The organism is Saccharothrix isguenensis, assembly GCF_052936305.1.
The window spans coordinates 938,334-951,194 of the sequence record NZ_CP193626.1 but is presented as its reverse complement, the minus strand read 5'-3'; the positions used below and the strand labels follow the sequence as shown (position 1 = coordinate 951,194).

Here is a 12,861-nt window from a genome sequence, read left to right as displayed (position 1 = left end):
TCTGCAAACCTAGCTTCTCCGAGTGCCCGGTGTGGACCACCCGCACGGGTGTCTTCGTCACAGGACCGGCAGCAGGGTGCGCAACTCGTACGGCGTCACGCTGCGGCGGTACGCGTCCCACTCCGTGCGCTTGTTGCGCAGGAAGAAGTCGTACACGTGTTCGCCCAGCGCTTCGGGGAGCAGTTCCGAGTTCTCCATCTCGGTCAACGCCTCGCCCAGGTTCTGCGGCAGGTTGTCGTACCCGGCGGCACGGCGCTCGCGGTCGGTCAGCGACCACACGTCGTCCTCGGCGGGCGGCGGGAGTTCGTAGCCCTTCTCGATGCCCTTCAAGCCGGCCGCGAGGATCACCGAGTACGCCAGGTACGGGTTGCAGGCGGCGTCCAGCGAGCGGATCTCGACCCGGCGGGACGACGACTTGCCCGGTGAGTACATCGGCACGCGCACCAGCGCGGACCGGTTCGCGTGGCCCCAGCACACCGCCGTCGGCGCTTCACCGCCCACGATCAGGCGCTTGTACGAGTTCACCCACTGGTTGGTCACACCGGAGATCTCACGGGCGTGCTTCAGCAGCCCGGCGACGAACATCTTCCCGGTGTCGGACAGCTGGTACGGGTCCTCGGCGTCGTAGAACGCGTTCCGGTCGCCCTCGAACAGGCTGACGTGCGTGTGCATGCCGCTGCCGGGCTGGTTGGTGAACGGCTTCGGCATGAACGAGGCCCGCACGCCCTGGGTGATCGCGACTTCCTTGATCACGTACCGGAACGTCATCACGTTGTCGGCCATGGTCAGCGCGTCGGCGTAGCGGAGGTCGATCTCCTGCTGGCCGGGCGCGCCCTCGTGGTGGCTGAACTCGACCGAGATGCCCATGGCCTCCAGCGCCTCGATGGCGTGCCGGCGGAAGTGGGTCGCGGTCTCGTGGCTGGTCTGGTCGAAGAAACCGCCGTTGTCCGCCGGGATGGGCTCGCTGCCGTCGTCCGGCAGCCCCTTAAGCAGGAAGAACTCCATCTCGGGGTGCACGTAGCAGGTGAAGCCCGCCTCGCTGGCCTTGGCCAGGGTCCGGCGCAGGACGTGCCTCGGGTCGGCCCACGACGGCGAGCCGTCCGGCATCGCGATGTCGCAGAACATCCGCGCCGAGTAGTGGCTCTTGTCCGGGGTCTGCCACGGCAGGACCTGGAACGTGGCCGGGTCGGGCTTGGCCACCATGTCCGACTCGTACACGCGGGCGAAGCCCTCGATCGCGGAGCCGTCGAAGCCGATGCCCTCGCTGAAGGCGCCTTCGAGCTCCGCGGGGGCGATCGCCACCGACTTGAGGAAGCCCAGTACGTCCGTGAACCAGAGCCGGACGAACCGGATGTCGCGTTCCTCAAGGGTGCGGAGCACGAACTCCTGCTGGCGGTTCATGACCTGCAGCCTAGGTAAGGACGTTCGGCCGCGCGTTGGCGACTCGGCGGAACGCACTCGACCGTTTGCCGCCCCGGTCACAAACCGCAGGTCATGGCATTGCTCGGCCGTTTCGCCGTGGCCCGTGCCGGCGGGATCTACGATTCACCCATGCTCCCTCGTCGCGCCCTGATCGGGTCGCTCGTGCTCGCTGTCGTGGCGGGCTGCACGTCGTCCGGTGGCGGCGGTGGCCTGCCCGCCGGGCCGGAACTGCTGGACAAGGCCGCCGAGAGCATGAAGTCGGTGACCAGCACCCACTTCTCGATCAAGGTCGACGGTGAGCTGCCCGGCGTGCCGGTGAAGTCCGCCGAGGGCGACCTGAACGCCGAGGGCGAGTCGGAGGGGCGGGCCACCGTCGAGCAGTTCGGCCAGCTGATCGAGGTCGAGTACGTGCTGGTCGGGCAGGACCTGCACTTCAAGGGGCCGACCGGCGGCTACACGAAGCTGCCCGCGACGCTCGCGGGCCAGGTGTACGACCCGACCACGATCCTCGACCCGGACACGGGCGTGGCCCGCGTGCTGGCCGACGCGCGTGACGCGAAGACGGTCAGCTCGGAGGACGGCGTGTCGGTCGTCACGGGCACCGTTCCGCGTGACGTGGTGGCCGGGCTGGTGCCGGGGATCGACGCCGACGTGGCGTCCACGTTCTCGGTGCGGGACGACAAGCTGGAGCAGGCGGTGTTCGAGCTGCCGAGCGGGGCGAAGGTCACCATCGACCTGTCCGACTTCAACAAGCCCGTCACCGTTTCGCCGCCCGCGTGAGTTCGGCTGCGGGAGGTCCGGCTGCGGAGGGTGCGGCGGTGGCTGTGCCGGGGTCGGTGAAGGCCCGGCGGCTGGCGATCGGCGCCGGCGCGGTCGCCGTGCTGCTGGGCGCGCTGGACGCGTACGTGGTCGTCGGCGTGCTCGTGGACATGGTGCGCGACCTGGGCATCCCGGTGAACCACCTGGAACGCGCCACGCCCGTGGTGACGGGGTACCTGCTCGGGTACGTCGCCGGGATGCCGTTGCTGGGTCAGCTGTCGGACCGGTTCGGGCGGCGGCTGGTGCTGCACGTGTGCCTGGTCGGGTTCGCGGTCGGTTCGGCGGTGACGGCGCTCGCCGGTGACCTGCCGCTGCTGGTGGCCGGGCGGGTGGTGCAGGGGCTGGCCGGTGGGGCGCTGCTGCCGGTGACGTTGGCCCTGGTGGCGGACCTGTGGTCGGCGGATCGGCGGGCTTCGGCGCTGGGCGTGGTCGGTGCCGCGCAGGAGTTGGGCAGCGTGCTGGGCACGCTGTACGGCGTGGGCGTGGCGTCGCTGTTCAACGCCTGGTCGTTCTTCGAGTCGGTGGAGCCGCAGAGCTGGCGGTGGGTGTTCTGGGTGAACCTGCCGCTGGCCGTGATCGCGATGGTGGTCGTGCAGCTGACCGTGCCGCGGTCCGTCCGGACGGCGGTGCGGATCGACTTCGTCGGCGGCGGGCTGCTCGCGTTGGCGCTGTCGTTGCTGGTCGTGGGGCTCTACAACCCCGATCCGGCACGTGCGGTGCTGCCGTCGTGGGGGCTGCCGGTCCTGGGTGCGTCCGCCGTGGTGTTCGTCGCGTTCGTGTGGTGGGAGCGGCGGTCGCCGGTGCGGCTGCTGGACCCGGCGGGGGTGGCGATGCGGCCGTTCCTGGCGTCGCTGGGCGTGTCGTTGGCGGCCGGTGCGGCGCTGATGGTGACGTTGGTGGACGTGGAGCTGTTCGCGCAGACCGTGCTGGGGCGTGACTCGGGCGAGGCGGCGGCGATGCTGGCCCGGTTCCTGATCGCGTTGCCGGTGGGCGCGGTGGTCGGCGGGTGGCTGGCGGCGCGGGTCGGCGACCGGTGGGTGTCGTTCGCCGGGTTGGCCGTCGCCGCGGGTGCTTACGTGCTGATCGCGCAGTGGCCGGCCACGGTGTCGTCGTTCGTGATCGGGCGCGACCTGGCGGTGGCCGGGTTCGGCCTGGGGCTGGTGATCGCGCCCGTGTCGGCGGCGGTGCTGCGGGTCGTGCCGGCCGCGCAGCACGGTGTCGCTTCGGCCGCCGTGGTGGTCGCGCGGATGACCGGGATGCTGGTCGGTGTGGCCGGGCTGTCGGCCTGGGGCCTGCACCGGTTCCAGGAGCTGACGGCGGACCTGGACACCCCCTTGCCGTTCGGGATGTCACCGGAGGAGTTCGCCGAGAAGGCAGCGGCCTACAGGACAGCGCTGACGGACGCGCTGCTGACGGAGTACCACGAGATCTTCCGGATCACGGCGGTGATCTGCGCGGTGGGCGCGGTGACGTCGCTGCTCCTGCCCGGCCGGGCGGGTTCGGCCGCCGATCCGGGCCGGTGACGACCACGACCGCGCCGTGGTCGTCAGGCCGGGCGGGGAGCGCTACTCCCAGATCGTCCAGCGGAGGTACACCGAGTCCATGAGGTCGGCGGTCTCCATCCGCACGTCGCTCACCTCGACGAACCCCAGCCTTCCCTCGTCCGTGCGGACGCAGAAGACGCGCACCGCGTGGCGGAACTCCGCGAGCGCCACGGTGGTCCGCCAGTCGACTTCCGGCAAGGCGGCGCACACGCCGTAGTCCGGGTCCGGCGCACCGGGTGGGAGCAGGGCGAACTGGGCGGTGTTCTTCGAGTCCAAGGACACCCGGCCGATCGTCATGTCCTCCCCGGAGAAGCTGTCGTCGTCGAAGTCGATCCGCAGGACCTCCCGACCGCTGCCGGAGTTGTACGGCTTGCGGATGATCGGGCCGGTGGTCGTCGGCGCCGGCGGCGATGTCACGACGGGTACGGCACTGCGAACGGTCGTGGTCGTGGTCGTGGCTGTGGTCGTGGTCGTGGCTGTGGTCGTGGTCGGCGTGGTGCGTTCGCCGGCCGGCGAAGCGGTGTCGACCTTGGCCGGTGAGCCGGGTGACGACGCCTTGATCGAGTAGCCCAGCACGCCCGCGCCCAGCGCGGCGACGGCCACCGCGGCGGCGAGCGTCCGGTCGACGGGTTTCCCCCACCGCTTCCACACCACGTACACGCCGGTGAACACGGCCAACGCGCCCGCGGCCGACACCAGGGGACTTCCGCCCGCGATCACCAATGCCGCCACGGCGGCCACGTCAGCCGCGATCCCGATGCCCTGGGGCAGCAGACGTGCCGATGACCTGTCCTCGGACGACTCCGTCACCACCGAAGCTCCCTCGCTGTCCGGTCGAGGACACAGAGGGTAGCGATCAGCAGACGCGTTCCAGCCCGAACGGCGAAAGCCGTTCGGGTCAGCCTTCGCGCCAGCCGCTGGTGATGGGCAGGCGACGGTCCCGGCCGAAGGCCTTGAACGTGATCTTGGTGCCCGGCGGGTACTGGCGGCGCTTGTACTCGGCCTTGTCGACCATGCGCAGGACCTTGTCGACCAGCTCGTGCGTGAAGCCCACGGCGATCAGGTCGCGGTAGCCCTTGTCGCCCTCGACGTAGTCGTCCAGGACCGAGTCGAGCAGTTCGTAGTCCGGCAGCGAGTCGGTGTCGACCTGACCGGGGCGCAGCTCGGCCGACGGCGGCTTGGTGATCGAGTTCTCCGGGATCGGCGGCAGCTCGCCCAGCTTCTCGGCCTGCGCGTTGCGCCAGCGCGCCAAGTCCCAGACCAGCGTCTTCAGCACGTCCTTGATCGGCGCGAACCCGCCGACCGCGTCGCCGTAGATGGTCGAGTAGCCGACCGCCAGCTCGGTCTTGTTGCCGGTGGCGAGCACCAGGTGGCCGTGCTGGTTCGACAGGCCCATCAACGTGATGCCGCGGCAGCGGGCCTGGACGTTCTCCTCCGCCAGCCCGGTCAGCCCGAGCTGGTCCACGAAGACGCTGACCATGTCCGCGATCGGCTGCTCCGAGTAGTGGCAGCCGGTGCGCTGGGCCAGGTCGTGCGCGTCGGACTTCGAGTGGTCCGACGAGTACACCGATGGCATCGACACGGCGTAGACGTGGTCCGCACCGAGGGCGTCGACCGCCAGGGCCGCGACGACCGCCGAGTCGATGCCGCCGGACAGGCCGAACACCACCGAGCGGAAGCCGTTCTTGTGCACGTAGTCGCGCAGGCCGGTGACCAGCGCGTGCCACACCTCCGCCTCGTCCGACAGCGGCTCGGCGGCCTGCGGCACGGGCAGCGGTTCGTACGCCGGGAGCGCGTCCTCGGACAACGTCCGGCGGTGGACCGCGAAGCCGCCGTAGGTACCCTCGGTCCGCGGTGCGCCGCCGGGCAGGTCCAGGTCCAGGACCACCAGGTGCTCCACGAACTGCGGCGCGCGGGTGATCAGCGTGCCGTCCGCGGTGACCACCATCGTGTCGCCGTCGAACACCAGCTCGTCCTGCCCGCCGATCAGGTTCACGTAGGCGAGCGGCGCGCCGGCCTCGGCCGCGCGGCGCGCCACCAGCGGCAGCCGGGCGTCGTCCTTCTTGCGCTCGTACGGGGAGGCGTTCGGCGAGACCACCAGGTCCACGCCCGCCTCACCCAGGGCGGCGATCGGGCCGCCGTCCTGCCACAGGTCCTCGCAGATCACCATGCCGACTTCGAGGCCGTGCACCCGGACGATGTCCAGCGTGTCGCCCGGCGTGAAGTAGCGGCGCTCGTCGAAGACGCCGTAGTTCGGCAGGTGGTGCTTGTTCTGCCGCGCCACCACCTCGCCCCGGTGGAGCACGGCGGCGGCGTTGCGCATCCCGCGCTCGTCGCGGTCGAGGTAGCCGACGAACACCACCAGCTCGCCGCACCCCACCTCGTCCAGCCTCGTCGCGAGCTTCGTCAGCGCCTCTTTGGACGCCTCGGCGAACGAGACCCGCAGGGCCAGGTCCTCGACCGGGTACCCGGTGAGCGCCATCTCGGGGAAGACCGCCAGGTGGGCGCCCGCCTCGGCGGCCTTGCGGGACCACTCGACGACGATTTCGGTGTTGCCCGCCAGGTCGCCGACACAGGCGTTGACCTGGGCGAGGGCGAGTCGGAGCTGTGGCATGAAGGCATTCTCGCTCACACCGAGCAGCCGTGGAGGACGTTGTGGCCGACGAGTCACCATACGATCGAACCGTGCGCCGTCGGATGATGCTGTTCCTCGCCCTCCCGCTCCTCGCCTCGTGCACGAGCGTGGTCACCGGGTCGCCCAGCGCCGGGACGGCGTTGGAGCAGAGAGGGCCGGCCGGGGCCGTGCCCGCCGGGCTGGAGCGGTTCTACGGGCAGCAGGTCGGCTGGGAGGACTGCGCGCCCTACGCCACCACCGGGTCCACGACGACGCTGTACAAGACCAAGAAGTCGATCGAGTGCGCCCGGCTGGAGGTGCCGCTCGACTACGCCCAGCCCGAGGGGCGCACGATCAGGATCGGGCTGCTGCGGCAACGCGCGCTCGGTGAGCGGATCGGGTCGCTGATCATCAACCCGGGTGGTCCCGGCGCGTCCGGCATGGCGGCGGCGGCGAGCCTGGGCTCGGAGGTCAAGTCGTCCGAGCTGGGCGACGTGTTCGACCTGGTCGGGTTCGACCCGCGCGGTGTCGGGGCGAGCCAGCCGCAGGTCAGGTGCCTGACGGACGCGGAGCGGGACGCCGACCGGTTGGACGACGACCTGGACACGTCGCCGGCGGGGGTGGCGCAGACCGAGGCGGAGAACAAGCAGTACGCGGAGAAGTGCGCCGCGACGACCGGGGTCGACGTGCTGGCCCACGTCGGCACCAGGGACGTCGTGCGCGACCTGGACGTGATGCGGTCCGCGCTCGGCGACGAGAAGCTGACCTACCTGGGGTACTCGTACGGCACGCACATCGGCGCCGCGTACGCGCAGGCGTTCCCGGGCAACGTGCGGGCGCTCCTGCTCGACGGCGCGGTGGACCCGACCCAGGGGCAGGTCGAGTCGCTGATCGCGCAGGCCGCCGGGTTCCAGCAGTCGTTCGACTCGTTCGCGGCGTGGTGCGCGACGCGGCAGGACTGCGCGCTGGGCAACGACCCGTCGAAGGCCAACCAGGTGTTCCGCGACCTGACGTTGCCGCTCGTGCAGCGGCCGGTGGCGGTCGGCGACCGGAAGCTGTCGTACAACGACGCGATCACCGGCGTCATCCAGGCGATGTACACCGAGGAGCTGTGGGCGCCGCTGAACACCGCGCTGACCGAGCTGAAGAACAACCGCGGTGACGTGCTGATGCTGTTGGCGGACAACTACTACGACCGCGACAAGGAAGGTCGGTACTCGACCATCACGGACGCGTTCACCGCGGTGAAGTGCGTGGACGAGCCGCGGGTGACCGACAAGGCCGTGCTGGAGGACCTGGCGCGCCGGTACAAGGAGGCGGCGCCGTTCCTGGACGACGGTCAGCCGGCCGCGGCGGCGCTGGACACGTGCGCGTTCTGGCCCGTGCCGCCGAGCGTGCAGGAGCACGAGCCGGTGTCCGGGCTGCCGCCGGTGCTGGTGATCTCGACCACCGGTGACCCGGCCACGCCGTACGAGGCGGGGGCGAGCCTGGCGAAGACGCTGGGCGGCGGTCTGCTGACGTTCGAGGGGAACCAGCACACCGTGTACCTGCACGGCAACGAGTGCGTGGACGACGCCGGGCACGAGTACCTGATCAACCTGGAGCTGCCGGCCGAGGGCAAGCGCTGCTCGTAGCCCTGCTGCCGGAACCGACTGCCGGAACCGACTGCCGGCTTTCGGTCGAGGAGGCGCTGGTCCGCTTCGACGGCGTGGTCACGGGCCGTGCGGATCGGTCAGAGGTCCCATCGGGCGCGCAGGACCCCGTCGTCATCGGGCAGCACGGCGGCGAGCAGCGGGTTGCGCTCATCCGCGTACGAGGAGATCGCCATCGCCGCGCGGGCCTCGGCCAGTCGCGCCGGCAACTCCGGGTAGTCCTCGTCGTCGGCGTCGAAGCTGGTGATCCGCCCGTCCCGGTGCTCCCAGACAATCTCGAAGCTGCCCTCCTCCGGCAGTGCGCGGAGAACGGCGGCCACGTCGTAGTCGAGGTCCGGCCACACCCACAGCCTCGACCGCAGGGTGAGCCGGGTTCTGATCGTGCTTGCGTCGGAGCCGTGGAGGCGATGCCAGCGGGAGGCGTTGAGGACGTAGCCCTCTTCCAGGACCACCGCGCCGCGACGGGTGGCCAGGTCGGCCAGTTCAGCCCAGAAGTCGTCGTCGGCGGGCGGTGGCGGAGGGGGTCGGTCGAGGCTCCGCTCGTAGTCGGCGGAGTCCACCAGTTCCGGGAACAGCCCGAGTGACCTGGTGCGGGCGATCGCGTTCTCGCAGGGCTCCGCACTCCGATGTACATGTACTGGTCGAAGCCGACGTGGGCGAAGAACCTCCCGTCCACCTCCAGGTCGCACGAGGCGCCGTTGTCGCGCAGCATGGCCCTCAGGAGTTCGAGCCCGGTGGCGAGGTCCACCTCCGCGCCGTCGTGGAAGCCGGTCAGGTCCGGCGGGAACAGCCCTGCCAGCCCGTACCCGTCGATCGGTGCCTCCACGCCGAAGGTGACGATGCCCGGGAGCAGCGGCTCACGAATGGCCAGGCGCGTGACCCCGGTGTCCTCGGCGAAGGCGGCCATGGCGGCGAGGTAGGCCGCTTCCACCACGCCGTGATCGCAGGTGACGTCCTCGGGCCCGTGGTACCGGCCGTAGCCGTCGCGATCAGCCGGGTCGTACTTGGTGATCCGGAAGACATGCGGCAGGGACATGACATCTCTTCGGCGTGGAGGGCGAGGAGCGCGCGGATCTCCTGCACCTGGGCGAAGAGGCACGTCGGCGACGGCCCAAGACGCCGTGGGGCTCGGCCATCCCCGACCGCCTGCGGAAGTTCTTCAACACCGAGGAGACCGCGCGGCGGATCGAGTCGTACCGCCCCGACCTGCTGCACGGGCTGGTGCAGACCGAGGACTACGCGCGGGCGGTGATCGAGACGAACTCGGCACTGCGCCGGGAGGACGTCGCCCGCTTGGTCCAGGCGCGGATGGCCAGGCAGGCGCGGATGTTCGGACCGAACCCGCCGGAATTCACGATGGTGGTCAGGGAAGCGGTGCTGCGGGCGCCGGTCGGATCGCCGGAAACCCGGTTCGAGCAGTTGAAGCACCTCAAGAAGCTGTCCGCGCAGCCCCACGTGACGATCCGGGTCGTCCCGGACGAGATCGGTCTGACGAGCGCGCTGTACTTCCCGTTCTCGACCCTCACGCCACCCGAGGACCGGGCCAAGACGGTGTACGTCGAGACGTTGACCGACGGGCTGCTGGTGGACGAGGAGAGCCGGATCTCCCACTACGAGGCGGTTTTCCGGGAGCTGTTGGCGGTTTCACGCACGGATGTGCTTGATAGCGTTGGGGCATGACCTGGCGGAAGAGCAGCTACAGCGGCAACAGCGGCGGCGAGTGCGTCGAGGTCCGGAGCGGGCTCGGTGCCGTGCGCGACTCCAAGAACGTCGACGGGCCGGCGCTGGAGTTCAGGCCTGCTGCTCTGAGGGCGTTCCTGAAGGGACTGCGGCCCAACTCGCCAGCAGCTTGAGGCGTTCCTCGGTCGGCGAGCCGACGCGCGCGGTGTACATGGCCAGGACCACGTCCGGGTCGCCGGTCGGTTGCAGGGTCTCGTAGTCGAGGTCCAGGTCGCCCACCACCGGGTGGTGGATGAGCTTGGTGCCGTGGGTCTTCTCCATCACCTTGTGCTGCGCCCACAGCCGGCGGAACGACTCGTCCTTCACCGACAGCTCCCCCACCAGCGCGGCGAGCCTGGTGTCGTCCGGGTACCGCCCCGCGTCCAGCCTGAGGAACGCCACCATGTCCTCGGCGACGGTCGGCCAGTCCCGGTAGAACGTGCGCGCTTCCGGACGCAGGAACGTGTGCCTGGCGGCGTTGCGGTCCTCCGGCACCTGGCCGGTGAAGCCGTAGAGGGCGTCGGCCAGCGGGTTCCACGCCAGGATGTCCGCTCGGCGACCCATCACGAACGCCGGCACGTCGTCGGCCATGTCGAGCAACCGCCGCAGACCAGGGCGGACGCGTTGGGGCGCGGGGCGTTTCGAAGAGGTCGGGCGGACGAGGTTGCGCAGGTGGGCGCGTTCGGTCTCGTCCAGCCGGAGCACGCGGGCGACGGCGTCCAGGACGGAATCGGAGATCGCGGGTGCCCGGCCCTGTTCGAGGCGCATGTAGTAGTCCACGCTCACGCCTGCCAGCAGCGCCAGCTCCTCGCGGCGCAGGCCGGGGACGCGGCGACGGCCGCCGCCGGGCAGGCCTACGTCGTCCGGGCGGACGCGAGCCCGGCGGCTGCGGAGGAATTCGCCGAGGTCGTGGTTCACCTTCCCAGTATGGGTGCCCGAGCCGTGCCCAGCCTGGGTACTGCCAGACCTAGGGAACGGCTCTCCACAGGTGGCGCAGGGCCTCTGATACCTGCGCCGACCAGGTCCAGTGTTCTGTCCATGACCTACGACCTGAACAACCGCACTGCCGTTGTCACCGGTGCCGCGAGTGGCATCGGCGCCGAGATCGCCCTCGTCCTCGCCCGGTCCGGGGCGAAGGTCGCGCTGCTGGCCCGCCGCGCGGACCGGCTCACCGAGCTGGCCGAGAAGATCACCGCCGAGGGTGGGCGGGCGCTCGCGGTGGCCGCCGACGTGACCGGTGACCTCACCGAGGCCGTGGAGACCGTCCACGCCGCCTTCGGGCGGGTCGACCTGGTGGTGAACAACGCGGGCGTGATGCTCGCCAACCCCATCACCGAGGGCCGCGACGACGAGTGGCACCGGATGATCGACACCAACGTCAAGGGCCTGCTGAACGTGACCAAGGCGTTCACGGGAGACCTGGTCGAGGCCGGTGCGGAGGGCACGGCGGACCTGGTGAACATCTCGTCCGTCGGCGCGCACATCACCTTCCCCAACTACGGCGTCTACACCGCGACCAAGGCCGCCGTCACGCACCTGTCGGCGAACCTGCGCACGGAGTTCGGCCCGCTGGGCGTGCGGGTGACCAACGTCGAGCCCGGCCTGGTCGGCACCGAACTGGGCGACCACATGGACAACCCGGACGTGGACGCGCACCTGGAGGCGTGGCGGGAGCAGGTGCCGCCGCTCAACCCGGCCGACATCGGCGACGTGGTGGGGTTCGCCACCAGCCGGCCGAAGCAGGTCAACCTGCGGCAGATCGTGGTGCTGCCCACAGTGCAGGTCTGACCAGGGCAGGTCTGACCAGGGCAGGTCTGACCAGGGCAGGTCTGACCAGGGCAGGTCTGACCAGGGCAGGTCTGACCCAAGCAGGTCTGACCCAAGCAGGTCTGACCCAAGCAGGTCTGACCCAAGCAGGTCTGACCCAAGCAGGTCTGACCCAAGCAGGTCTGACCCAAGCAGGTCTGACCCAAGCAGGTCTGACCCAAGCAGGTCTGACCCAGGCAGGTCTGACCAGCGCCGGTTTCACCAGGGCGTTGCGCGGGGTGCGGCGGGGTGCCGGTTCTCGGGATCGGTGCAGTCGGAACCGGCACCGAACGCGGTGCGTGTGAAGCACCTCGCACTCCGCGCAATTCCCCTTGAGTGGGTGTCACGCTGGGCGGGTAACCGTGCAACAAGGCCCGGGGACCCGCGACGACGCAGGCCCCGAGGGAGGACGGTCGACATGACCTCGAACGAGGTAACCGCGCCCTACGGGAACGGGGCCTCCGGCGCCCCGACCGGCAAGAAGGTGCGCATCCACCACCTGCGGGAGATGAAGGAACGCGGCGAGCCGTGGCCCATGCTCACCGCGTACGACATGTACACCGCCGAGCTCTTCGACGAGGCGGGCATCCCGGTGTTGCTGGTCGGCGACTCCGCCTCCAACAACGTCTACGGCTACGACACGTCGCTGCCCGTGACCGTGGACGAGCTGATCCCGCTGGTCCGGAGCGTGACCCGGTCGGTGAAGCGTTCGCTGGTCGTGGCCGACCTGCCGTTCGGCTCCTACCAGGTGTCGGTGGAGCAGGCCGTGGCGACCGCCGTGCGGTTCATGAAGGAAGGCCGCGCCCACGCGGTGAAGCTCGAAGGCGGGAAGCACTTCGCACCGCACATCGAGGCCATCGTGCGCGCGGGCATCCCGGTCATGGCGCACATCGGGTTCACCCCGCAGAGCGAGCACCAGCTCGGCGGCTACCGGGTGCAGGGCCGCAGCGACGCGTTCGACGCCGTCGTGGAGGACGCGCACGCCGTCGAGGCGGCCGGGGCGTTCGCCGTGGTGCTGGAGATGGTGACCGGCGAGGTCGCCAAGCAGATCACGCACGATCTCCGCATCCCGACCGTCGGCATCGGCGCGGGACCGGACACGGACGCGCAGGTGCTGGTCTGGCAGGACATGATGGGCCTGCGCCGTGGCCGTGCGCCGCGGTTCGTGAAGCGGTACGCCGACGTGGCGGGCGTGATGAAGTCGGCGGCGGAGCAGTTCGCGGCCGAGGTGAAGGGCCACCAGTTCCCCGGCCCGGAGCACACGTTCCACTGACGTCCGCGTGAG

The 12,861-nt window shown here is 70.4% G+C and carries 12 protein-coding genes; 7 read left to right on the top strand and 5 right to left on the bottom strand.

The window, feature by feature from the left end:
- Positions 1-57: 57 nt before the first annotated feature.
- Positions 58-1,401 carry a glutamine synthetase family protein gene (locus ACRAKI_RS04710; RefSeq protein ID WP_447005823.1) on the bottom strand — a complete coding sequence of 448 codons (1,344 nt, stop codon included), beginning with the start codon at positions 1,399-1,401 and terminating at the stop codon, positions 58-60.
- Positions 1,402-1,551: 150 nt separating this feature from the next.
- Here ACRAKI_RS04710 and ACRAKI_RS04705 point away from each other — a divergent pair, with 150 nt between their 5' ends.
- Positions 1,552-2,202 carry an LppX_LprAFG lipoprotein gene (locus ACRAKI_RS04705; protein ID WP_447005822.1) on the top strand — a complete coding sequence of 217 codons (651 nt, stop codon included), beginning with the start codon at positions 1,552-1,554 and terminating at the stop codon, positions 2,200-2,202.
- Positions 2,203-2,240: 38 nt separating this feature from the next.
- Positions 2,241-3,764 (top strand): MFS transporter, encoded by a 1,524-nt coding sequence (locus tag ACRAKI_RS04700; protein ID WP_447005821.1) that lies wholly within the window; start codon positions 2,241-2,243, stop codon positions 3,762-3,764.
- A gap of 42 nt (positions 3,765-3,806) precedes the next feature.
- Here ACRAKI_RS04700 and ACRAKI_RS04695 read toward each other — a convergent pair whose 3' ends face one another.
- Both ACRAKI_RS04695 and ACRAKI_RS04690 read right to left on the bottom strand, forming a co-directional pair.
- Positions 3,807-4,595, bottom strand: coding sequence for a hypothetical protein (locus tag ACRAKI_RS04695; protein WP_447005820.1), 789 nt, complete (start codon positions 4,593-4,595; stop codon positions 3,807-3,809).
- Positions 4,596-4,683: 88 nt separating this feature from the next.
- Complete coding sequence (locus tag ACRAKI_RS04690; protein ID WP_447005819.1) at positions 4,684-6,399, bottom strand: NAD+ synthase; 1,716 nt, start codon at positions 6,397-6,399, stop codon at positions 4,684-4,686.
- A gap of 86 nt (positions 6,400-6,485) precedes the next feature.
- On the opposite strand from ACRAKI_RS04690, the gene ACRAKI_RS04685 reads away from it, so the two are divergent.
- The gene (locus ACRAKI_RS04685; RefSeq protein WP_447008333.1) at positions 6,486-8,033 is read left to right on the top strand and encodes an alpha/beta hydrolase; all 1,548 of its coding nucleotides are present in this window, start codon (positions 6,486-6,488) and stop codon (positions 8,031-8,033) included.
- Between the two features lie 98 nt (positions 8,034-8,131).
- Here the strand turns inward: ACRAKI_RS04685 and ACRAKI_RS04680 are convergent, their stop codons facing one another.
- On the bottom strand, positions 8,132-8,611 hold the full coding sequence (locus ACRAKI_RS04680) for a hypothetical protein (protein ID WP_447005818.1): 480 nt from the start codon (positions 8,609-8,611) through the stop codon (positions 8,132-8,134).
- A gap of 490 nt (positions 8,612-9,101) precedes the next feature.
- On the opposite strand from ACRAKI_RS04680, the gene ACRAKI_RS04675 reads away from it, so the two are divergent.
- Positions 9,102-9,731 (top strand): DUF5753 domain-containing protein, encoded by a 630-nt coding sequence (locus ACRAKI_RS04675; RefSeq protein ID WP_447005817.1) that lies wholly within the window; start codon positions 9,102-9,104, stop codon positions 9,729-9,731.
- The gene (locus tag ACRAKI_RS04670; protein WP_447005816.1) at positions 9,728-9,904 is read left to right on the top strand and encodes a DUF397 domain-containing protein; all 177 of its coding nucleotides are present in this window, start codon (positions 9,728-9,730) and stop codon (positions 9,902-9,904) included. The genes ACRAKI_RS04675 and ACRAKI_RS04670 overlap by 4 nt, the downstream gene beginning before the upstream one ends.
- Here the strand turns inward: ACRAKI_RS04670 and ACRAKI_RS04665 are convergent.
- Complete coding sequence (locus ACRAKI_RS04665; protein ID WP_447005815.1) at positions 9,843-10,688, bottom strand: helix-turn-helix transcriptional regulator; 846 nt, start codon at positions 10,686-10,688, stop codon at positions 9,843-9,845. The genes ACRAKI_RS04670 and ACRAKI_RS04665 overlap by 62 nt on opposite strands.
- A 120-nt stretch (positions 10,689-10,808) precedes the next feature.
- On the opposite strand from ACRAKI_RS04665, the gene ACRAKI_RS04660 reads away from it, so the two are divergent.
- Both ACRAKI_RS04660 and panB read left to right on the top strand, forming a co-directional pair.
- Positions 10,809-11,558 carry an SDR family oxidoreductase gene (locus tag ACRAKI_RS04660; RefSeq protein WP_447005814.1) on the top strand — a complete coding sequence of 250 codons (750 nt, stop codon included), beginning with the start codon at positions 10,809-10,811 and terminating at the stop codon, positions 11,556-11,558.
- A 436-nt stretch (positions 11,559-11,994) separates the two neighbouring features.
- Positions 11,995-12,849, top strand: a complete 855-nt coding sequence (panB, locus tag ACRAKI_RS04655) for a 3-methyl-2-oxobutanoate hydroxymethyltransferase (RefSeq protein WP_447005813.1) — start codon at positions 11,995-11,997, stop codon at positions 12,847-12,849.
- The last annotated feature ends 12 nt before the right edge of the window (positions 12,850-12,861 follow it).

Bases quoted from the DNA above. Each gene is read 5' to 3' on its own strand.
- ACRAKI_RS04710 (WP_447005823.1), bottom strand. From the start codon at position 1,401: ATGAACCGCCAGCAGGAGTTCGTGCTCCGCACCCTTGAGGAACGCGAC.
- ACRAKI_RS04705 (WP_447005822.1), top strand. From the start codon at position 1,552: ATGCTCCCTCGTCGCGCCCTGATCGGGTCGCTCGTGCTCGCTGTCGTG.
- ACRAKI_RS04690 (WP_447005819.1), bottom strand. From the start codon at position 6,399: ATGCCACAGCTCCGACTCGCCCTCGCCCAGGTCAACGCCTGTGTCGGC.
- ACRAKI_RS04685 (WP_447008333.1), top strand. From the start codon at position 6,486: ATGCTGTTCCTCGCCCTCCCGCTCCTCGCCTCGTGCACGAGCGTGGTC.
- ACRAKI_RS04670 (WP_447005816.1), top strand. From the start codon at position 9,728: ATGACCTGGCGGAAGAGCAGCTACAGCGGCAACAGCGGCGGCGAGTGC.
- ACRAKI_RS04660 (WP_447005814.1), top strand. From the start codon at position 10,809: ATGACCTACGACCTGAACAACCGCACTGCCGTTGTCACCGGTGCCGCG.
- panB (WP_447005813.1), top strand. From the start codon at position 11,995: ATGACCTCGAACGAGGTAACCGCGCCCTACGGGAACGGGGCCTCCGGC.